The sequence below is a fragment of the Sorangiineae bacterium MSr12523 genome, from assembly GCA_037157775.1.
GTDB classification, from domain to species: Bacteria; Myxococcota_A; Polyangia; order Polyangiales; family Polyangiaceae; genus Pendulispora; species Pendulispora brunnea.
In genome coordinates, this window is record CP089982.1 from 2,878,722 (window position 1) to 2,901,369 (window position 22,648).

Consider the following 22,648-nt stretch of genomic DNA (forward strand, 5'->3'; position numbering starts at 1 on the left):
TGTTATACCTGTCCACGAACCTCGGTGTCTCATACGCGTCATCTCCATGCTGCCAAGCACCTGGCCCTCGCGGCCGTGGCCGCCCTTGCCGTGGTCGCGCAGCCGGCGTCCGCGCAGCCAAGGGGCGTGGTTCCTCCCCGGCCCGTGTCGCGTGTGGATGCGACCTACCCGCGCGAGGCCAACAAGCAGCACGGTGAGGTCGTGCTCGGCGTCACGGTCGACGCCGAAGGGCATGTGCAGGCCGTGGAGGTCATGGACTCCGCCGGCAAGCTGCTCGACGACGCGGCCGTCCGCGCGGCCTGGCAGTGGACCTTCGAGCCGGCTCAGCGCAATGGGACGCCCATCGCCGCGAAAGTGCGCATCCCGTTCCACTTCGCCCCGCCCGAGGATCCGCCGCACGATTCGGTGCCTTCGCCGCCGCCGCCCCGTCTCGCCCCGTCGAACACCGCCGAGGAGGCGCCGAGCCCCGGGGCGCGTGCCATCGGCACCGAGGCCGCCGCGCCTTCCGCACCGGCGACCGCGCCGGCGCCGGCTGCTGGGACCGCGGCGTCGGAGCAAGATCCGCACACGGTGACCATCATCGGTCACACGCGCCCGCCGACCCGCGGTGCGTCGGACTTCAACATCCGCGTGGGCCAGCTTGCCAACGTGCCCCGTAAAAACGCTGCGGAAATGCTCAAGCTCGCCCCGGGCATTCTCCTCACGAACGATGGCGGCGAAGGCCACGCCGAGCAGGTGTTCCTTCGCGGCTTCGACGCCCGCGAGGGTCAGGACGTCGAATTTACGGTGGGCGGTGTTCCCATCAACGATGTGGGGCATCCGCACGGCAATGGGTATGCGGACACGCACTTCATTTTGCCCGAGGTGGTCGAATCGCTGCGCGTCCTCGAAGGCCCGTTCGATCCGCGGCAAGGCAATTTCGCGGTGGCCGGCAGCGCCGATTACGAGCTCGGGCTGCGCGAGCGCGGATTCACTGCAAAGTACACGCAAGGTTCGTTCAATACGCAGCGTATGCTCCTCTTGTGGGGCCCGCAGGGCGAGACGACGCACACCTTCGGCGCCGGAGAGCTCTTCAAGACGGACGGCTTCGGCCAAAACCGCGATGCCCGCCGGGGCAGCATCATGGGCCAATACGAAGGCCACATCGGAGAGCGCGGGCTTTATCGCATTACCGGCCAGGCATTCGCCATCGATTACCACTCCGCGGGTGTGCTCCGGCAGGACGACGTCGATGCCGGACGCAAACAATTTTTCGATACGTACGACTTCAATCAAGGCGGCAATAGCTCGCGCTATTCGATTGCCGCCGATTTGGAGACGCGCACCGGAAATGCCTTTTTCCGGCAGCAGGCCTTCGTCATCGCGCGAACGCAGCGCATTCGCGAGAACTTCACCGGCTTTCTGCTGGACACGCAGACGCCCTTGCAAAATCCGCACAGCCAGCGGGGCGATCTCATCGACATGAACATGACGTCGACGACCTTGGGCCTCAAAGGCTTCGGGCGTTCGCGGCAAAAGGTGCTCGGTGAGAATCAGGAAGCGGAGTTCGGCTATTTCGCCCGTGCCGATCGGGTGTCGGGCACGCAGCACCGCATCGAGAATGCGACGCAGGTGCCCTATCACGTCGATAGCGATCTCGATTCGACGATGACCGATCTCGGTCTGTACGGCGATTTGAACTTGCGCGCGAACAAATGGATTACCCTGCGCGGCGGCGCGCGCGCCGATTTGTTCACGTACAACGTGCTCAATAATTGCGCCGTGGACAGCATTGCGCACCCCACGCGGGACAATCCGCCGGGCGATGCGAGCTGTCTCTCGCAACAGGATTTCGGGCGGTACCGCGAGCCGGTCCAGCGCACGACCACGGCAAGCACCGCGGTGATGCCGCGCGGCTCGCTCTTGTTGGGGCCTTTTACCGGATTCACCTTTTCCGGCAGCATCGGCAAGGGCGTTCGGTCGATCGACCCGAATTACATTACGCAGGACGCACGCACCCCCTTCGCCGACATTCTCTCGTACGAGGGCGGGGTGCAGTTTGCGCGCGAGATCAACAAAGTCGAAATTGTCGCACGGTCCATCTTCTTTCAGACCAAGGTCGATCGCGATTTGATCTTCAGCGAGACCGCCGGCCGCAATGTGCTCGGCGGAGGGACGACGCGCACGGGCTGGGTGGGCGCGCTGCGGGCCACGGGAAGCTTTTTCGACGAGTCGTTCAACGTGACATTCGTCAAATCGACCTTCGACGATACGCATTTGCTGGTGCCGTACGTGCCCGACGTGGTCGTTCGCAGCGATACGGCGCTGTTCGCGCCCATGCCGTTCCGCATCGCGAACAAGGAAGTGCGCGGCACGTTGGGAATCGGCATCACCAACGTGGGGCGGCGGCCTTTGCCTTACGGGCAGCGCAGCGATGCCATTTTTACGGTGGATGCGTCGGCGTCGCTCAAATGGACGGCGTACGAAGTGGCTTTGACGTCGACGAATCTTTTCGATTCGAAATACCGCCTCGGCGAATACAACTTTGCCTCGGATTTCCATAGCCAGGCATCGCCCACGTTGGTGCCCATGCGGCACTTCTCCGCGGGCGCGCCGCGCTCGATCTTCGTGACCTTCGGCGTCACCTTCGGAGGTGAGGGATGAAGGGCCTTTTCGCCGTTCTGGCCTTCGCGATGCCCGTGGTGGCATGTGTGGGCACCACCGGCAGCGATTTGATCACGTTCCGCGCGTCCGCGGCAGGGCCGGCCGATGTCACCGCGCCGCTGGTGATCAATGCCCGCAATGGATATCAAGTGACCCTGACGCGTGCGCGGATGCACATCGGGGCGCTTTATCTGAATCAATCGGTCCCCATTTCGGGGTCGCAGGAAACGAGCTGCGTGCTGCCCGGCATTTACCTGGCGCAGGTCACGGGTGGGCTCGACGTCGATTTGCTTTCACCGGCGCCGCAGTCCTTTCCGGTGCTGGGCGAGGCGTTCACCGGGCCTGCCGCCACCGGCGAGGTTTGGCTATTCGGCAACACGGATATCAACGCAGCCGAGGACACGACACCGATTTTGAACATCGAGGGCACGGCGCAGAGGGGCGGCGTGAGCTATCCTTTCCGCGGCACCTTCACCATCGGTAAAAATCGAAACAGTGGGTCGACCGATCCATCGCGCCCCGGCGCCAATCCGATTTGCAAACAGCGCATCGTGTCGCCCGTTTCGGCGAACCTCTTGGTGGAGGAAGGCGGCTCGCTGGTGGTGCGCATCGATCCGCGCCGCTGGTTCGATGCGACGGACTTCTCGTTGCTGCAGCAAGTTCAGACTTCACCGCCGCTTTATTCCTTCGACGATCAATCCGCGAATCAGGCGAGTCAGAATCTGTATTCGGCTTTCCGCTCTCGAGTGGGGGTGTATTCGTTCTCTTGGATCAAGGAGTCTTCCCCATGAAAATGATCAAGCGATCCGTGCTCCCTCTGGCACTTCTTACGTCCGTCGGGCTAGGCGTCGGAGCCTGCTCTTCCGACGACGACAACACGTCGGGCAACCCCGGCGGGAAGATCGAGTTCAGCATCTCCGGCGAGGCGTTGGCCTATACCGGGTACAACTTCCCGGGAGGCGACCCCGTGTTTGTAGATGGCTGGGCACTCCAGTTTGAACGAGTTCTGACGACCGTCGACCACATAACGCTCTCGCGCACGCCGTTCAAAAACCCGAACGATCAGTTCCAGACGGACGAAGTGCGTGCTCAGCTGGACGGACCGTGGGCCGTGGACTTGCACAGGCAGGGCACTCTTGAAGGTAAAAGTGGCAATGGTGAGACCGCGGTGCTCATCGGTGAACTCGCTAATGAGAACCGGAATGGTGGAGCGAGCTTCAATACCACAGAACCTTACGCATTTGGCTTCGACGTTGTTCCCGCAACTGCGAATGCAAAAAAGCTGAATCTTGACGATGCGGCATCTCAAACCGATTACCAAGAAATGATCCAGAACGGATACACGACGCTGTTCGTAGGCACGGCGACGTTCAGAGGGACGGACTGCAAATCGAGTAGGGCGAACTACGATTTCGAACAGCTTCCTAAGGTGGTCAATTTCCGATTCGGATTCAAAACGCCCGCAAGGTACATCAATTGCCAGAACCCCGAACAAACTGGTGGTGCACTAGGAACTGAGGAACATCAGCGTGGCGTTCAGGTTCTACAGAATAAGACCGTCACTGCCCAGCTGACGCTTCACACGGACCACATCTTTTGGGACTCGACGTTGCACGACTCGCCCCTCCACTTCGACCACATCGCCGCACGTTACGTCGGCCAAGCCTCCCCCGGTGATGTCCCCACCGCCAGCCTGGCGGACTTCGAGAACCGAGCGATCAATCCAGTGGTGGACGGTAAGGGGAATCCAGTTCCCTGGCGTTCGTGCGTCGGGGACAATGAGTATAAGCTTCCTAGTGGTAACGTAACATTCGAAGACAATATCGGTCTCCAGAGCCTCGCAGACTTCCTGAGCTATAACGAGCGGAATATGGGCCATCTAAATGCAGACGGCCTCTGCGCGGTTAAGGCCAATTAACGTTGCTTGGAAAGCCGGAACATACCGAACTTCGGTTCGTTCCGGCGCCAGCCCTAGCAAAGATTCGGAACGCGGAAAGGTTAACTCGTTAAGTGATCCCAAAACTCTGCCAAATTGACTCCCAACTCCTGAACCTCGAAGTTGGGGTCGTGATAAAGTATAGCTACTGGCCCTTCGTCTGACCGGCAGTCGACGAGAAAGTCGTTGCCGCCGGAATCATATGCAAACGGCAAGTAGTAATTTGGCGCAGCTTTCTTTGACAAGATTAGAAGGTCGTAGGCCCACCAAATGCTACCTCGGCCGTCGCGCAGCGTTAAACACGCCGATACATCTGTACATACATTTGGGCTGCGAAAGGTCGACGGCTCCGGTCGGCCCCCATTGGCATTGGTCAAGAGATGTCGGACCCCGCGTGGGACACGAAACCCTAACCGTCGCTCAAGCTCGTCCACATCTGCTTGTGTCGCAGGCGGGTCGCATTCTACGAACTTTACCGTGCCCATCGCCTTCTCCCTAGACTATCGACGACGATACTTGTTCCCAGTTGCTTTCTCGTACTGGTTGACGCCGCCTGTGTGCGGCTTGTTGGCATTGTGCGTATCCTTATGTACGAGCTGCATGGTTCCCCTGTTTGTAGTCTCGTCATAATCGTGGAGGTGATGCCAGACGTAATCCTTCGGTTGCTTGTCGAATCCCCCCTTCTTGTTAGCCGCCGCAAAGTCTTCGGCGTAAGAACCAGTATACTCAATCTCGACGATGTTGGTTTGTCCAGGTTGGACTGGATAGAGCTCTCTCGACTTGGAAAAATCTACCCCGACCCCGTCCCAGATTACCTCATCGACAGCCCAGGCATCCTCGGTCGCATGAGGGATGAAACTGCCCAGGCTATCTGGTACGGGTAACCTACGCGCAGCCGGTCCCGCAGCCTCGGGTATACCTTCGAGTGCAAAAGGTGATGCGGCTACGACCGTGGGCGGAAGCGCTTTCGCGAATTCATAATTCTCATGAAGTTGATAACTCTTTAGGTCATCGTAGTTTTTGCCGGGGTCGGCCGGTTTAGGCAATTCTACAGTCTGGGCTGTTACTGGGTCAACTCCGTGCTCTTGCATTGCAATTGCGAGGATAAAAAAGTTGACGACGTCTTCAGCGATTTGGACAAGACTTGCCTTCATGCCAGCCTGTGCAGCCTCATATCGCTCTTGGGTCGTAGCAAAGGGAATCGGAGCCGAATTCCCCACTGCCGAATAAACGGACGTTGCCTTGGGATGCGCCGCCGTGATCCGATCAACCATGTCGAACTTAACGTATGACCCCTCCAGATCTCTCCAGTAAGCGTTCCCATCCGCAAGGCAAGATACCCTCGTGCAGTCGGCTCCAGGGGCGCCGCCATCAAGACCGAGCGGATCGACATGACGATACACTCGTCCTTCGAGATAGCTGTACGGATTGAGGGCTGCTCCGAGAGCGTGAATGGTAAGGGGGTCCGGACTAATCCATCGCGCTAGCGGTGCGCTGTAGTACCTTTCGCCAAAGTAGGTTAGACCAACCTGGACGTCATCCTCCTTTCCCGTGAAACGATACTCCTCGCGAAACCGCCTCCACCTAGCGGGGCGATAGTCGGTCTCGGGAGCGCCGTATGCCACGTAAGTGCTCTGCTCAACAAGTTCTCCAGTTTCCTTGTCAATCACCGTGGAGGTCGAGCCAAGTTCGTCACCAATTTCGAGAAAGACGTGCAGACTGGCGCGCGTTATCGTTGGTAAGTTCGGATCATAGACGATACGTGCCAGCCGCGCTCCCCCGAGGGCCAAGTAGATCTTTTCTGTTTCGTCGGTTCTTTCATATTCATCGTTCCAAACATCCCAATGGGCATGATCAAGTCGTAAAGAATCAAATATTTCGATAGAGTATTCGGTTTCAATTAGTGGCCCGGTGTACTCTCTGATTTGTTTTACCACTCGAGCGTTATTTGCGTCATAGAGGAAAGTGAGATCGGCGTCCGGCTGCTCGTTTGGAACAGCTGGATATGGGGGGGCGCTCGGTGAGTACGGGCCGCTGTAGTCCCATCGTCGGGCCCGCGCAAGACGTCCAACTTCGTCCCAGTCATAGGCGAAACGTTGGGTGCAGCCCGCCGAACTCCCGCATCGGGCCGCATCTCGCTGCAGGACCAACGCTCCGAGGTTGCCTCCGGCGTCATAGGCTGCCTCTAAGTAATCGGTGCCGCTGCCGTCTACACGTGGCCCAGCCTGTGATATTTGATTGGGATGGGCCGCATCCATCTGTACCTTCCCTAGGGAGCGGTCATACAGAAGGTTCGCATCGTCGGTCGTTCTTATGTGATTGCTGAGGTAATCATATTCAAACGTCTGCTTTTTTACTCGCTTCGCTGTCGTTGTGTACGGGACAGCGTTGTCCACTCGTCCACCTTCCCCTGACGTGCCAGCGAGCGGTGGCGAAAATACGTCATCGTGAGAATTGTAATCGACCTGTACGAGGCGGAACAACGAATCGTACACCATTGCACGATCGACCGGCTTTGCCCCTGCGGGCCATTCATTTGAGTCGCGAAGATCATTGATGTTTGTTTGATTGCCGACGCTGTCGTAGCCGAACACATGGTGCTCGAGCATAAGTTGACCAGTTTCAGAACGAGTAGGAGCACTGTATCCACGGGGGGGGTCTTCCAAATATCAGGAGCGTTCCGGCTGATCGTTACATCATCCACCCGGCGGTGAACGTCATGATGGAATGCGGCAATAGTGGACGCCTTATCCCCATAAGTGACCTGCAATGGTTGATTGTCGAAGTCGTATTTGGACTTCGTGATGAGCGGACCATAGCTTGACGTGACCGATGTCGGTAATCCGCGTAACGAGTACGTTGCAGAGACGTTCGACGTGCCATCGCTGCCGAAAAGGCCTTCGACGTCGGCTCCCGTAGACGCTCGAAGGATGGCGTTGTCAGAACTGTATTCAAAATCCTTTTGGAACCAATGCTGACTATACCGTCCCGTAAGTTCCGCACCAGAGATCCCGGGTTTCGCAACTGCTCGAGACATGTTGGTAATTCGGGAACGCCCATCGTAACGTATCCTCGTGTGGGCCCCACGATCGTACGTCGCGGTAAGGTGCCCCAAAACGAATGTGGCTTGAGTTTCGGAGTCGGGCTTGTCATAGACATATAACGATTCGGTACCATCGCCGCTCAGTAAATCGGGAGGCGTGTAGTCCGCTTGACTGTCAAGGCACGGAGAGAAGTCCTCAGCGAGGACTCGTCCTCCCGAGTCGTAAGCGATGTTCTTTCCACAACCACGGGCGTCGCTTGAGCCGACAAGCTCTCCCGCATCGTTGTATGCGTACCGCCATTCAGTCGTATTCGGTTCAATATTCTGCACGAGCCTGCCGAGGGTATCGTAGCTCATACTGCGTTGATACTTGCTGCCCGTGGACGATATTCGTGAGACCTTGGTTGTCTCGCCAGTAGCCAGGTACTCGGCGCCTGTCGTTATAGTCTCGGCAAGTCCGGACGCCCTTCTAACATATTCAACAATGGATACCGTCCGGCCATGACCATCGCGGTACACGGTAAGCGGCGCAGCAAGATCCGGGGTCGTCGGATTGAGATCTTGAGCATCCCAAATTATCGTAGATAGTGGATGATAGTCATATTGAGCTGCCGGCGCGCCATCGATTCCGTACCGAACATGCACACGGCCGAGCATGTCGTATTCGAGGCGGTCTGATGGTTTGTCGCTGTGAAAATTAATGTCAAAGGTTGACGCTTCGCCATTGTAGAACTCGACCTGATAAGAACGAACAGGTGCGCCTGCTGGGCTACGGTCAGAGAGGCCGCTCAAGATCCATTTTGCAGAATCGCCCGCCGCCGGGTCGGCCCCCTCAAGCGTCGCTAGGGCATTGCCGAAGCTATCGCTATACTGCCAAATTTCTTGATAAATTTCTGAATTGCCGCGCTGATTCCTACTGCGAACGCGATGCCCGATAGAGTCATCAAAGTGGTCAATGATGTTCGATGGGATTGTGGACCACATTCCGGCTGCATTTGGGTCTGGCTGGAACATCTCGTGCGGGCGGCCAAAAGTATCGTATGTAAATCGGGAGGCGGCCCCGTCCGGATGCCAGGTGACTAGCGGCTTCGCCAATCCGCGGTCGTATTTTTCGATAGTTGTCAGGGCTTGGTTTCCGCAAGAATTGTCCGTTGCGATGCCCACATAAGTTGTAGTGACCACGGGCAGCGCTTGAAATGCATCATCGAACTGAACGTCTTTGCATCGATGTCCCGGGGCTTGTACGTGACGGACGTTCCCGAACGTATCTATGTCGCGGTGCTCCAGCAAGATGCGATGAGGGCCGATTGTCGAGGCGTCGGCGGGGGCGGGCGCAATGTGCTTGGCGGCGTTCTCGTGCCGACGAAGAAGAGGCAGCGTTCCGTCAAGATCCCCCCAAAGGTCGGTCCGGTCGCCGGCGGCGTTAAACGCAAAGGAGAATGTCCGCGTCTGTTTCGGATCGCCATTAGCGTACGCCAACGACTGCGTTTCTGGGCGAAAGAGGCGGGGATAGTTCGATCCGCCAATATCTTTCCAGGTGGTCTTTGTCGTGATCGGCCGATCTCCACCCTCTACGCGACCCCACGCTATGCGCTCTATCTCATTGCCGTTGTCATCCAAGTAGCGAGTCGTTCGAAGGTGCGCAGAGCCGGTTGTGGAACGTACATTTACCGTAGTGCTAGGGTCGGGCCACCACCGCGGCGGATTAGTTTGAACCAGCATTCGTACGTCAACCATATTTACGGTTTGTGGTTCGCCGCCCGTCTGATCATATAACCACGTGTCTGATTCTTCTTGAGAGAGTCGATAGCTTTTTTCGAAATACATGCCATCGTTTAGTTGGCGTAATAGGTATTTGCGATGGCTGGTCGATATGTATGTCGGACTTGACTCGCCTTTTGGACCAGTGCTGAAAGTTTCAGAGAGCACTGGTAACCCTTGAATAGCATCAGCGTAAGGGCCGACCGCTGTAGAGCGCTCGCAAGGGTTAGTGCCGCAAAAATCGATAGCGTAAGACGTGTCGGTGATGCGGGTTGGGAGGACTCCGTCGCCGTGGCGGGTCTCGCGTACGTGCCGAAAACCTCTGGGCTTTCGTGCCCAGGCGTCATATGCCGGGTCGGCGTAGTCGTAGCTGACTCGCGTTTGGATTCGACGCGCGCCGGAAAGTCCGTTTGAGACCAAGATTGAGCTCACGAGCTGCGCGGGCTGCGGTGTCTGAGATTGCCACGGCTTGCCGAGTTGTTGTGCCGAGATCGCTTGTTCAGCGATAGTCATGTATCCAAAGGTGACCTCGCCGCCGCGTTCATCGGTTATCCCTACGAGCAAACCGGGCTTATTCCTCCCGTAGAGATCCACATATGCTACACTATTTTTCTTGTTCCCGTCTTCCGGGATGATGACGACAATATCGTCGACACCGGAGCCGTTCATATCGGCGAAGGTTATTTGCGCCTTGTTTGGATCCCAGCCTGGGAGGCCTGCGACGGAGAAAAGGTCATGAACCTCCCATGCTTCTCCGTCTATGTTGACATGAACCTGGATTCGGTCACTGTATGGCCTGAGCACGTCGGCAAGACCATCGCCAGTGACATCATGGACGAACATTGGTTCGCGTTGAGGCAATAGGAACGGTGGGCCGGGCGGCATCACTTTTGATGGCGCCTCGCAATTGCAGACTAGACCAGTGCTTGCATTGCCCTGGCATGCGTTGACTCCAAACCAACCATCACCCCGTCCTGGCCAATACTCTACGTGGGAGTTGCTTGTGTCATTTCCTGGCGTGAAGATGACGAGGTCTCCGAGCTGATCACCGTCCATATCTGCAATTCGAACCGGCGGGCTCCAGTCGGGAAATCCTAGCTGCGCACGACGGATGGAATCTTGCACCGCGCGGGAGATCGAATCATTGTCGCACGTCGTATTCGCGCGATAAACGTTGTGTTCTTGAAAATCTTCACCGAACGGCCTCACATTTCGTCCGGGGGTCACGGCGGTCAGTTCAGTCGCATGGCCGGTGGGATAGTACAGACCACTGCTTTCGAAGCGTCCCGTTTCGACGAGTCTATCGACATAGCCGTCCATGTCGATGTCCTGGCGGATGAAGAAAGAGTGGATCTCCGGATCTGAGGGGCCAGTCGGATAGTCGAAGGCTCCTATTTGCCCCAAGAAGCTCCAGAGCCATTGATTCGTGTTCCGGTCGAAGTGTGGTTCCAACGCGAGGAGCGTGTTGTGAGGCCACTTGGTGGGAGAGGATGTATCTGGTTTTTCCCAGGTCGTGGCGACAAGTTTGGTGACGCTTCCGACGCTGCGAAAATCACCGAAGTATACCTCCTCGCTAAGTCGGCTGCCGTCAACTGAGGCCCATCCCTTTTCGTCGAGCTTTATCGTGCGCCGTGATAGCGTGTTTTCTGGCCCTTCGATCGAGTTCAGGTAGATCGTTTGGTCATTATTCGGTTTCTCTTTCTTTAAAATGTCAGGCAAGCCGTCCGAGTTTAAATCTAGAATATTTACAGCTTTGGAGTCGCCATTCGGGAACTCTATTGTTCCCATTCGGACGAGCGGTGAGTCGAATCGAGGAGATGGGGTTGAGTACACCATCCGTCTCGCCGGAAGCCGAGGGCAATTAGTGGCATCGGGCAAAGCTCCCGACGCATCCTCGGCGATAGGCGAGGAACAACGTCCTTCCTGTTGGATTGTTTCCAGGTAAGAGTGATGTGCGGTGTTTCTGTAAGAGAGGTGATATCGATGTAGTAATTCCCGATTCCCAGTGCTTTCAGTACTTGTAACGTCAACGCGCGACAGGCGTTTGTTGGGAGTGTTTCGCCACGCGACGTGTTGTGGGCCCGCAGAACGGGGAAATTCGTAGGATGCATACGAGAATCGGACGTGATGCGCAAATGCGTTCTGCCAAGGCTGCTCAAAGCGCGGCGCTGGGGTGTGATACACATCGCTCAGCGCACCGTCACCGTCCCATGCAAAGTAGATGAGATTTTGTGCGTTGCCTGTAGCGTCGAGATGATTGTCAAAACGGCGTGATAATTTCCAACGGAATGGAGCGGACGTTTTTGGCGACTGCAGTAGTTCTAGGTCTATCGTATTGCCTAGTTGTATGCGATTATCACGTGGAATGCCGAACTCGCTTGTTTGGCCGGAACGGTCCAACATCACCCAGGTGTTGTGATCGGGCGACCAGAAGAACCTGAGGTCTCCACCCCGGTCAGTGACCAATCGATATAGGTGCCAACCACCACCCTTCGCGAAGTCCGGAATGGGCGCATTGGGCTCACCGACGCAGCTGCCACCTTCACCAATAAAGCACATGGCAACGAGCGGCGCTCCGCCATAGACAAACTGATCCTCGGCATTGATATCGCTAGAGTCCGCGTTGATAGGTGTCCCAATCGGCGGATCATTGTACCGGGGATGAGCCGTTCCGCCCGGACTTCGTCGTTCGATGGCTGGAAGTCCAAGAGACCACCCGAGCCCCGCGTCACTATCCCCCAGCGCGGTGCTATATGTCAGCGCGAGGGCGAGCGAGAGGTTGCCTCGGGGCGAGGGAACGTGAAAGGGGTAGGTCGCGTGGCCAGCGCCAGTGGATGGATTGACGGAGGCGAGGCTTCCCGGTGACTCGTCGATGGTGGTCGCTCCAGCGGGCGGTTCCGCATCGGCGAGCTCAGTGCTGGTGGCACCTTGCTTCTCGGACGTGACTTGGGAGCGAGGGGGTGTAACAGGCAACGCCTTTTCTGCCGCTGCTTCTGAAGCCAACGCGAGCCCGGGACTCAGCAGGTTGGCGATGAATGCCGCGCACGTAATGAGCGCTACGAGAGACTCTCCACGAAGTTTTTGTAAAGACATAGTCGGTATCCCTCGTCAAATGCGACCAATTGAGGTGTCGTGCGCTAAACTATCGACAGCTTTGTCGGAGTTGCTCCAGCCCGGCCGCGCACGAATGCCGTATCTCGTCTCTCCGGGCGTCGCTGGCATGTCGCGTTTGGTCCTGCAATGACGTGCGCAACGTTTGCACGCGTTCTTCCCGAGTTTTCGCTCCGGAGCTTTCGATCTCACGGAAACAGCGACCGTACTCAGAAACATAGAGATCGCACTCGCGGATCGGCTCGTCCGGGCCTCGGTAGCAAGCGCTAAGCCAAATAACATTAACGATGTTCATGTAGGCTAATAGGCAAAGTAGTCGCAATGCGTGTGGCGACGCTCGCGTTGCGTCTCGAATTCGATGAGTGGGCCAATGGCGGAGACCGATGCGACGATAGAGATTATAGACACTTGTCGACATACATCCAGTGCGCATGTGTCGCTCTCCTTTGTGACATCGACGGAATTGAGTTCGATAGTGGGGAGATAATGTCCGAGCAATTCGTTAGGTGCCGTACTCGCGGCGTGGTGTGGCCGAATACTGGTTTCCGAGGTTCTTATCGGGCTGCCTCTGCCAGTAGTTGCGAGCTAAATGCGGCCGCAAACGTCTGGGTGGACTCTTACAGATGCGTACAAAGATTGAAGTGTGCGCGTGGTGGAACGTGATGCGCCAGCGCCAAACGACCCCGGCTCCGTGGCCGAGCAGCGAGCCACGGGGTTGATATGATGAGAAAATAGACTCTCATGCCGCACCAGGAGCCTCCATCACGCGGAGCGGCTTATCTACGGCGTGAGATATGTGTGTAGTTGCCGCGGGGCAGATGGTAGAAGCAACGCTTATTCGCGCCGCGCGATCGGGCGGATGGCTGCCGAGGGGACCCAGGCATGGAGACGCCCCCATTGGATCTCGGTGGTGCCGGTGCTCACGCCGAGGGTGCGCACGCGGGCCCCTTCCGGCAGCGGATTCGCGTTGGGGAGCGCGATGCCCCGTTCGTCGAGGGGGCGCGCATTCGGGTTGACCACCACGCCCTCGCGCAGGTTGACGCGGTTGTCGCGGGCGGCCCAGGCCATCACCGCGAGGGCGACGCACAGCGGCGCAGACACGGCGAAGGCGATGGAGCCGCTGATCTTCATGCGCCGCCGCTTGGCCTCGGCGCGCACGAAGAGACCGATGCCCGCCACCAGCGAGGTGAGCGCGGCCGCGATGGCCCACGTGTCCTCGGAGGCGATGCGCACCAGGGTCTCGCCCACGGAAGGATTGGGCTCCACCTCGGTGCCCGTGCCGCTTCGCGCGCGGCGGCGTGCCACCTCGGTGCGGATGGCGCCCAGCGCCGCCACGGCATCGCGTTCGAGCTGCTTGTTCTGCGCGAGCGAGCGCGCTTCTTCGAAGCCGTGCGCGGCCCGCCCGAGATCGCCGGGTTGCTCGGCGCCCATGCGCACGCGCTCGGCGTAAGCCAGGCCGCGGTCGAAGCTGACGTTTTCATCCACGACGCCGCGATCGGCGAGCGACTCGAACAGCGCGATGGCATCGCCCGCATGCCCGGCCGCCAGCGCCGCGGTCGCACGTCCCAGGACGGCGTCCGGCGATTCGGCTTCGGCCTGCGGCGCTTCCCCTGCGAACGCGCTTCCCGCGAGCGCGAACGCCAGGACGAATGCGGCTATCCTCTTTTCAATTTGGAAATGCATTCCTGGGCGGCCTTCCAGCGTTCGCGGGAGACGGCAATATCACTTCCGGTTGGCGCAAATCGAGCGGCTTCGCACGCCGCGAGCAGCTCTTCGATCGATTGCGCCAGCGACTCGGGCACGCCGTGCTCGATCAACGCCGTCGCGATCTGACGCGTGGCCATTGCGCGTACGTTCACGTTGGCCTTCACGATGATGCCCTGCTCGATGGCCCGCGCAATGGCGGCATCGGCAGCCCGCGGATCCGTGCCGGCACACGCCGCATCGGCCTCTTGCAGACGTTGCTTCAGCAGCGTATCCGGCGAGCCATTTCGCGTGCGGATTCGCTCCTTGAGGCGGCGCCCGGCGGCGCGTCCTCCCGCGAAAAGCACGAACGAAAGCGACGGCGCGGCGAGGGCGAACCAAAAGCCGCGGGCGTCCGTGAGGTGCCCGTGCGGCACCACCTGTGGGCTTCGATCGAGGCGGAGCGGCGGCAGGTTCGGCAGTGGATCCGCTGCGCTGGCAACATTGCTGTCGGCGGCCCCTCCCGCTTTCACCACCACGGATCCCAGCGACGCGCGCGCTACGTCGTAAGCGCGTGTGTCGGGGTTGTAAAAAGGAATGGCTACGTCGCCGAGCTCGATGGTGCCTTCGCGCGTGAGGCGGACGACGAAGTTGAACGTGCGCTTGCCGCCGTAGCGATCGTTCTGCTGCGGGCCCATTTGCTCTTTGACGTCGGGCGCGAGCCATTCGACGCCTTGGCGCGCCGGTGGAACGATGCTCGCGGGCAAGTTGCCCGTGCCGGACAGCTCGAGGGTGACACTGGCCACGCCGCCGTGGGCGATCTCGCGCGGTTCGACGGTGCCCGATAGCTCGAATTGGCCAACGTCCCCGATGGAGTAGCCGGGCGGGCGCCCGTTCACCGGGGGCTCGACGACGTGCACGGTGAGGTTTTCGCTCTCGCGCTTGTCGGTGACGCCGCCCGTGGACTTGGCCACGCCGAGGCTCATGGGACCAATTTTGAGATCGCCCGCCTTGAGCGGAAAAAGCGCCATCTTGCGAATCAGGCGCACCGCCCAAATGTGATCCCCGATGCGCGCGTTGCCGACGATCTTCGGGTTGGGGCTCTCCTCCATCAGCGGCTTGCGCAGGAAATCGCTGGTGGTCACATCGTGCACGTCGTTGAACTCGAGCTCGCGGTTCAAGCCGAGGTCGATGTACTGGTAAATCGACAAGGTGACCTGCTCGCCAATGACGGCGTTGGTTTTGTCGATGCCCGCGTGCAAAAAGGTGCCGCGCGCGCGGGGCGCCGGCAGCGCGTACTTCGGGTCGGTGGGGATGTCGAAGGTGCTGCGCGGCTGGCGCGCGTTGTCCTCGGGATCGCCGAACGGATTGCCGAATAGGCCGCGAAAGCCGCTGAATGGATCGGGCAAATTGCCAAAGGGATCCATGCCGCGTCGTTGTTGGCGCGGCGGCGCCTGCCCCGGTGGCACCACGCGCACCGTGACCGGGTTCGCACGGTAGGTGGTGTCGCCCACGGTGACACTCGGCGTGAGCTTCACGACGCCGACTTTGACGGCGCTCAGTCGGAACGTGACGTTCACGCCCTGCTTTTGCACCACCACGCCGTTGCGGATGTTCATCTCGTGAAAGGTGCCGACGCTCGGACGCCCCAGCTGCGCAACGTGCGGGTCCTCGCTGAGCTTCACGCCGGCAACCTCACCCTGGACCATGGCCTTGAGGTGCACTTCGAAGTCGTCGCCGACGGCCACGGCCTCATCGTCGACCGAGGCCTGCAGCTCCGCCGGCGGCGCCGCGAAGGCGGCCACGGGCCACGCCACCGTGCCGAGGACCGGGAGCCCGAACAGCAGAAGCAGCAGGAGCACGCAAAATAAGGGCGAGCGCTGTCTCATTTGTCCTCCATGCCGCCCCGCATGCGCGCACGATGCGGGATCTTCTTGGCGGCTTCCTGTTGGACAGTGGGAGCTTTTTCGAGTTGGTCGAGGATCCGGTCGTCCTGATCCGCGTTGGTTGGCGGGGGAGGTGCACCCGCATCCGGCGATTGCGGTGGCGGATTGGGCGATGCATCGGGGCTGCCGCTGTCGCCGCCTCCACCGTCGTTCCCTTGGTTCGGGTTGCCGCTGTCGCCGCCGCCGTCTTTTCCACCGTCGCCGCCGCCATCGGGCGGGCCGGAGTCGGGGGGGTTGCCCGAGTCGGGCGGGTTTTTCCCGCCGTCGTCGTTGGAGTCTCCGCTGTCGCCGCCGCCATCGGGCGGGCCGGAGTCTTTCTTGTCCTCGATGCGGCGCAGCGCAATGGCTCGGTTCCATGCGGCGTCGCGGCCGACGGGATCGCCGGCGTCGACTTGCCCCGGTGCGAGCGTGAGCGCTTGGTTGTAGGCGGTCACGGCCCCTTCGTAACGCCCGCCGAGGAAGAGCAGATTCCCCTCGAGGTAGCGGGCGCGCGCGCGCAGGTCGATGGGCGTCGTTTCATCCTCCGCGATGGCCCGCACGATGCGGAGCGCGCAATCGATCTGCGCATCGCGCTGCGGCGAAGGCTTTCCTCCGTCGGCCTCCTCGTCGCCGAAGCGCCCGCCGAAGGCCTCGCCGATGCGAAACAGCGAGAGCCCCAGGTCGAACGTGCCGTTGGGGCGCTGCTTCAAAAAGGTCGGGGTGCCAATGTTGCCTTGCTCGCACTCGCCCGTGGACAGGTACTCCTGCAAGGTCGAGGCGGCCGCCGACGCATCGCCCGCATCGAGCGAGGAAATCGCCTCGCGCACGGCCGGTGCCTCGCGTTCGAACGGCTTTCGCGGATCCCACGAACAGGCTACGACGAACGACGCCCCGGCCAGCGCGAGAAAAATGGCCCTATGCGCGCGCACGGTTCGCCCCCTTCCTGCTACCCGTGGCCAGGGCCGGTGCGCCTTTGAGCACGGCGACCTTCTGCCGTGGCGCCTCCGGGATAAGCGCCTCCAAAATCAGCAGGAGCAACGCCAACGCCAGCGGCCACGCGTACTGCTCCTCGCCCACGATTTGAATCTTCTCGGAGAGCTCCTCCTTCATCATGCGCGACAGGCCCGCGGCAATCGTGTCGATGCCGGTTTCACCCTTGTCCGAGCGCACGATGTTGCCGTTCGTCTCCTTGGCGATGCCGGCGAGTTGGGCCTCGCCCTCGGCGCTCAATTCGGTCGTCAGCGGCTTGCCCGCCGCGTCGCGACGGATGCCGGTGACCTTGCCGTCCACCACCTCGGGGATCACCTCCGGTGCGCGTCCGCCGATCTGCACCACGTCGATGCGCGTGCCCTCCTTGGCGGCCTCGCGGGCGACGTTCAGCGGATCGCCTTCCAGATCCTCGCCGTCGGTGATGAGGACGATGACCCGCACGTGATCCTTCGACTTGGGATCGCTCGCCAAGGTATCGCGGGCCTTTTCCAGGGCCTTCGCGATGGCCGTGCCGCCGACGGGCATGTCGTTCGGCTCGAGCTGCCGGAAAAATTGCGCGATGGCCGCGCCGTCGCTGGTCAGCGGAAAGTTCATCGGCTCGCCCGCGAAGGCGACTGCGCCGAAGCGCGCGCCTTTGAGCTTGCGAATCAACTCGCTCACCTCGGCCTTGGCGCGTGCGATGCGGCTCGGCAAAATGTCGCGCGCGTACATGCTCTTCGAGTAGTCGAGCACCACCACCACATCGAGGTTCGTCGCCGGCAGCACGCGCTGCCCCGCCGACTGCGGCCGCGAGAGCGCGCCAAACGCGAGGGCCAGCGCCAAGACGAGCATCACGCCCTTGGCCGCGCGCCGGCCGGCGGCATCGAACGTGGCCAGCTTGGCCACGAGGCTCGGATCGCCGAAGCGCTTCTCCGCCCGCACCCGCGCAAGGGACGCGAGCAGCAGCGACGCCGCGAACGCCACCACGAACAGCGCGCAGCCGATGGCGATGAGAATCCCGGGAAAATGCAGAAGGTCGTACGCGAATCTCACGGAAACCTCCGCACCAGCAGCAGACGCACCAACGCTTCCAGCGCGATGAGTCCGACCGCGGGGAACAGAAGGAACGGGAACAGATCCTCCATGGTCGCGGAGAGCGCTTCGAAGCGCGTCTTCTCCAGGCGATCCAGGATGGTGTGCATGCTCTTCTCGAGCGCGACCTTGTCGTTGGCCACGAAGGCCTCGCCGCCGGTGTCACCCGCGATCTTCTTGAGCAGCTCGGGATTCACCGGGAAGTGCGCGCGCACGTAACGCGGCTGCCCGAAGAGATCCGTTCCCTCGAGCACGTCGACCTCGTCGCCGTTGCCGATCTGCACGGTGAAGACTTTGACGCCCTGGGTCTGCGCCAGGTGTGCGGCGTATTCCGGTGAGATGCTGCCCGCGTTGGAGTCACCGTCGGTGAGGAGGATGACGGCCTTCGAGCGCGCATTGCTCTGGCGAAGTCGTGCCACGCCGGTGCCCAGCGCATCACCGATGGCCGTGCCGTCGCCGCTGATGACGCTCAGCTCCATCTTTTGCACGAGCGACGTGAGCAGCGGATAATCCAGCGTCGGCGGCGAGAGGACGTAGGCCATGGGGCCGAAGACCACCACGCCGATGCGGTCCGTCTTTCGCTTCGCGATGAAGTCCATGATGACTTCCTTCGCGACGTCGAGGCGGGTGGGCCGGCGGTTGTTCTGCGCTTGCGGACCACGGGGTGCGGGCGAGGGTTGATCCATCACCGCGCGCATCGACCCGGAGAGGTCCAGCACGATGACGATGTCGATTCCGAGCTCCTCGGCGCTCTCGCCGCGCAACACGTTCTGCGGCCGCGCCAGCGCGAGGATGCCCAGCACCAGCGCCGCTCCGCGCAGGGCACCGGGGACGTCGCGCAGCCGCGTGCGCAGACCGCGCGGGCCCAGCGCCAGGGGCGCGATGGTCGGCATGGCGAGCCGCGGTACGCGATGATCCGCACCGAGGGTCATGCGCCACACCACCAGCGGCACCACGAGCAGCGCCAAGAGCCACCACGGCGAGGACCACTGCGCGATGTGCCACGCCTCACCGCGTGCGATGGCGGGGTACACCAGGCCGAGCACGATGGCGAGCGCCATGCCGAGCACGATCAGCACACCGCGAAGAATGCGTCTCGCGTTCACACCGCACCGCCTTTCGGCTCTTCCACCGCGCGAAGGGGCGCGAGGTGCGGGGTGGTGGAACGCACGATGCGCTCACCGGCTTCGAGTGCGCGGGAGCACTCCTCGGGGGAGGGGACGACGTTGGCGAACTTGACGAGATCGCACTCGCGCAAGAACGCGACGACTTCGGTGTAGGAGAGCCCCTGCAGCTGCGCATTGTTCAGCGCGGCCAGCGTTTCGTCGGTGGTCGACTCGAGCCCGTCGAAACCGTAACGCGCACCAAGGTACGAGCGAATGACGTCGTTCACGCGGTCGAAGTATTCGCCGAAGCGTCCCACCTCGAGCAACCCGGCATGCCGAACCTCGTCGAGCTTCTCGATGGCCACCTCCCACGCGGGCCTCGGCGGCGGCGGAGGGGGAACCGGCTTGGGCCGCCGGCGGTACCACCAAATGGCGTACGCGAGGAGCGCACCGGCCGCGATGCCAATCGCCGCGTACATGAGACCGCGCTTGAGCGCCGTCCATTCTTCGCGCTGTGGGCGCGGCGGCGGATTAGGAAGCGGCTTGGCATCCGGCGTCGAGGCGATGGGATCCTCGACGACGATGGAGTGCGACGCCGTGCAAACGGTGGCAATCTCGCCACTCGCGCGGGAAACCGCGATGGGCAGGGGCGGCAACGTCAGCGTGTGGCGCCCCGGCTCCGCCGGCAGCACGAGCAGCGGCAGGTCCAAAATCGTCTTCGCGCGATCCGGCGTCGCAGGATCCGGCGCCCCCACGGAGAGCTGCGCCGCCGCGCCGCCATCCTGGTTCGGCAGATGGAAGCCCGCATTTTTCAGCGTCTTCGCAGCCTCGCTCTGACTCTGGAACTCGAGCCCGCGCGCCAGCACCGTCTCCCCCTTGCCGTGCTCCACCACCACCGTCAACGTCGCCGCATACCCACTCAGCCCCCGCGCTGGAAACGTCTCCTTCAGCACCGGCCGCTGCGCCCCACTCGGCACCGTCTCGACACACCCCCCAACCTGCACCGGCGCCCCCGCATCCGTTATCCCCGCATCGTCTTCGGCCCGCGCTGTAGAAGCGCAAAGGACCAGAAGAACAGCCAGAAGGATTGAACAGGGAGGCGGGGAGGCGGGGAGATTTTTTTGTTGGGTTCGAACTGAGCCCATTGGGAGACCGGAATCCAAAAAACTCCCCGCCTCCCCGCCTCCCTGTGAATCTCTCCAAATGCCACGCGCGCTCATCGCGTTCGCATCCTCCGTGCGCGGCGTGCGAAGAGGTCGCGCAATGGTTTGACGAACGAGCCCCCCGTGCGGATCTCCACGGTGTCCACGCCCAGCTTCAGGAAGGCCTGGCTTCGCGCCAGCGCCAGCTTTTTCATCGCATCCGCGTACGACGCCCGCACGTACGGATCGGATGTATCCACCAGCACGGACTCCCCGCTTTCCAAGTCTTCGAAGGTGGCCAGCCCCACGTCGGGCAGCTCCATGTCGCGCGGGTCCACCAGCACCACCGGAATCACGTCGTGCTTGCGCGCCGCCACGGCCAGTGCCCGCTCGTAGCCTTGCGCAAAGAAGTCGCTCACCACGAAGGCGATGCTGCGCCGCCGCGCCACACCAACCAGCGCCTCGAGGGCCGTTTTCAAATCGGTTTGTGCACCGAGGGGCGGCGGGGCATCCGGTGCGCGGGCGGCCACGACACCGGCGGAGCGGGGCTCGAAGCCGAGGATCTCGCGGACCACGCGCATGACGTGCTTTTCGCCCTTTTTGGGCGGCACGATGCGCTCGACTTGGCTCGTCGAGAGGATCATGCCCACGCGGTCGTTGTTGCGGATCGCGCTGAAGGCCAAAAGGGCGGCCACCTCGGAGGCGACGCGCGTCTTCGGCGCGCGCTGCGTGCCGAAGCGTTCGCTCGGTGAAAGGTCGACCACGAGCATCACGGTCATCTCGCGCTCTTCGACGAAGACCTTCACGAAGGTCTCGCTCATGCGCGCCGACACGTTCCAGTCGATCGAGCGCACGTCGTCGCCCATTTGGTACGGGCGGACCTCGCGGAAGGCGAGGCCCTGGCCTTTGAAGCTCGACGTGTACGTACCGGAAAGGTTCTCGTTGGCGAGCCGCGCTGTGTGAATCTCGATGGTGCGCAGCGCGGCGAGGAGCTCTCGGGGAATCATGGCGTCAACTCGACCCCGCGATCAGGGAACTTCCACCACCTCGAAGACGCGGCGAACGATCTGCTCGGCAGTGACCTCTTCCGCGTCGGCCTCGTAGGTGAGCACCAGGCGATGGCGCAGCACGTCCGGCCCCACCGCCTTGACGTCCTCCGGCGTGACGTAGCCGCGGTGCCGCAAAAACGCGTGCGCCCTCGCCGCCAAGTTCAGCGCGATGGACGCGCGGGGTGAGGCGCCGAACTCGATGAGCGGCGCGAGATCTTTCAGGCCGTGTCGCGCGGGCTCGCGCGTCGCGAAGACCACCTCGACGATGTAGTCTTTCACTTTGTCGTCGACGTACACCTGGCCGATGATCTGCTTCGCATTGAGCAGATCCGCCGGGTGCACGATGGGCTCGGCCTTGACCGGCTCGAGCGCGGTCATGCGATCCATGATCTTGCGCTCGTCCTCCCGCGACGGGTAGCCCACCTTGATCATGAGCATGAAGCGGTCGACCTGCGCCTCGGGCAGCGGGTACGTTCCCTCCTGCTCGATGGGGTTCTGCGTGGCCATGACGATGAAGGGCTGCGGCAGCGGGTACGTCTTGTCGCCGATGGTCACCTGGCGCTCTTGCATCGCCTCGAGCAGCGCGCTCTGCACCTTGGCCGGGGCGCGGTTGATCTCGTCGGCGAGCACCAGGTTGGCGAACACCGGCCCGAGCTTCGAGGTGAAGTCGCCCTTTTGCTGGTTGTAGATGACGGTACCGATGACGTCCGCCGGCAGCAGGTCCGGCGTGAATTGGATGCGCGCGAACTTCGCGGCGATGACGTCGCATAGCGTGCGGACCGTGAGCGTCTTGGCGAGACCGGGCACGCCCTCGAGCAGAACGTGGCCGCCCGTGAGCAATCCGATGAGGATGCGCTCGATCATGTAGGACTGGCCTACGATGACCTTTCCTACCTCGGTGGTGACTCGGTCGACGAATGCGCTTTCTTTGGCAACGAGCTCGTTTAGAGCGCGGACATCGTGCATGGCGCGTACGTCACTAGCACAACTCCGCGGCTAACCCGATCCACGAGAAAGCAGGACCACGCCCTTGATGGCGTACCAGAGCCCGAGCGGAACGGCGCCCCACCAGACGACCACGGTATTCCCGATGACGATGCCGCCGTGCTCCGTGTAGAGCGCCACGCCAACACACGCGGCCAGCAACGCAAGGCCAAAGAGAAACATTCCCAGACCAGGACGCATGGC

General features: G+C 61.4%; 14 protein-coding genes. 3 read left to right on the top strand and 11 right to left on the bottom strand.

What is annotated here, in order from left to right; translation table 11 throughout:
* Positions 1 to 24: 24 nt before the first annotated feature.
* The 3 genes from LZC95_11760 to LZC95_11770 are packed head-to-tail and all read left to right on the top strand — an operon-like array spanning position 25 to position 4,561.
* Positions 25 to 2,643, top strand: coding sequence for a TonB family protein (locus LZC95_11760; GenBank protein ID WXA97506.1), 2,619 nt, complete (start codon positions 25 to 27; stop codon positions 2,641 to 2,643).
* On the top strand, positions 2,640 to 3,434 hold the full coding sequence (locus tag LZC95_11765; GenBank protein ID WXA97507.1) for a hypothetical protein: 795 nt from the start codon (positions 2,640 to 2,642) through the stop codon (positions 3,432 to 3,434). Before LZC95_11760 ends, LZC95_11765 begins: the two co-directional genes overlap by 4 nt.
* Entirely contained in the window at positions 3,431 to 4,561 is a 1,131-nt protein-coding gene (locus tag LZC95_11770; protein ID WXA97508.1) for a hypothetical protein, read from the top strand. The genes LZC95_11765 and LZC95_11770 overlap by 4 nt, the downstream gene beginning before the upstream one ends.
* 518 nt (positions 4,562 to 5,079) lie before the next feature.
* Here the strand turns inward: LZC95_11770 and LZC95_11775 are convergent.
* The 11 genes from LZC95_11775 to LZC95_11825 all read right to left on the bottom strand — a co-directional run bounded on the left by LZC95_11775 (position 5,080) and on the right by LZC95_11825 (position 22,645).
* Positions 5,080 to 6,975 carry an HNH endonuclease gene (locus LZC95_11775; GenBank protein ID WXA97509.1) on the bottom strand — a complete coding sequence of 632 codons (1,896 nt, stop codon included), beginning with the start codon at positions 6,973 to 6,975 and terminating at the stop codon, positions 5,080 to 5,082.
* Complete coding sequence (locus tag LZC95_11780) at positions 6,933 to 12,476, bottom strand: hypothetical protein (GenBank protein ID WXA97510.1); 5,544 nt, start codon at positions 12,474 to 12,476, stop codon at positions 6,933 to 6,935. Before LZC95_11780 ends, LZC95_11775 begins: the two co-directional genes overlap by 43 nt.
* An 852-nt stretch (positions 12,477 to 13,328) precedes the next feature.
* On the bottom strand, positions 13,329 to 14,177 hold the full coding sequence (locus LZC95_11785; protein WXA97511.1) for a hypothetical protein: 849 nt from the start codon (positions 14,175 to 14,177) through the stop codon (positions 13,329 to 13,331).
* Positions 14,150 to 16,066, bottom strand: a complete 1,917-nt coding sequence (locus LZC95_11790; GenBank protein ID WXA97512.1) for a hypothetical protein — start codon at positions 16,064 to 16,066, stop codon at positions 14,150 to 14,152. The genes LZC95_11785 and LZC95_11790 overlap by 28 nt, the downstream gene beginning before the upstream one ends.
* Positions 16,063 to 17,031, bottom strand: a complete 969-nt coding sequence (locus tag LZC95_11795) for a tetratricopeptide repeat protein (GenBank protein WXA97513.1) — start codon at positions 17,029 to 17,031, stop codon at positions 16,063 to 16,065. Before LZC95_11795 ends, LZC95_11790 begins: the two co-directional genes overlap by 4 nt.
* A complete protein-coding gene (locus tag LZC95_11800) occupies positions 17,018 to 18,124 on the bottom strand; it encodes a VWA domain-containing protein (protein WXA97514.1) in 1,107 nt (368 codons plus the stop codon). Before LZC95_11800 ends, LZC95_11795 begins: the two co-directional genes overlap by 14 nt.
* Positions 18,121 to 19,269 (bottom strand): VWA domain-containing protein, encoded by a 1,149-nt coding sequence (locus LZC95_11805; GenBank protein ID WXA97515.1) that lies wholly within the window; start codon positions 19,267 to 19,269, stop codon positions 18,121 to 18,123. The genes LZC95_11800 and LZC95_11805 overlap by 4 nt, the downstream gene beginning before the upstream one ends.
* Positions 19,266 to 20,273: a hypothetical protein gene (locus tag LZC95_11810; GenBank protein ID WXA97516.1), complete on the bottom strand. Its 1,008-nt coding sequence runs from the start codon at positions 20,271 to 20,273 to the stop codon at positions 19,266 to 19,268. The genes LZC95_11805 and LZC95_11810 overlap by 4 nt, the downstream gene beginning before the upstream one ends.
* 212 nt (positions 20,274 to 20,485) lie before the next feature.
* Positions 20,486 to 21,418, bottom strand: coding sequence for a DUF58 domain-containing protein (locus tag LZC95_11815; protein ID WXA97517.1), 933 nt, complete (start codon positions 21,416 to 21,418; stop codon positions 20,486 to 20,488).
* 21 nt (positions 21,419 to 21,439) lie between these two features.
* On the bottom strand, positions 21,440 to 22,426 hold the full coding sequence (locus LZC95_11820) for a MoxR family ATPase (protein ID WXA97518.1): 987 nt from the start codon (positions 22,424 to 22,426) through the stop codon (positions 21,440 to 21,442).
* A gap of 30 nt (positions 22,427 to 22,456) precedes the next feature.
* Positions 22,457 to 22,645: a hypothetical protein gene (locus LZC95_11825; GenBank protein ID WXA97519.1), complete on the bottom strand. Its 189-nt coding sequence runs from the start codon at positions 22,643 to 22,645 to the stop codon at positions 22,457 to 22,459.
* Positions 22,646 to 22,648: the final 3 nt, after the last annotated feature.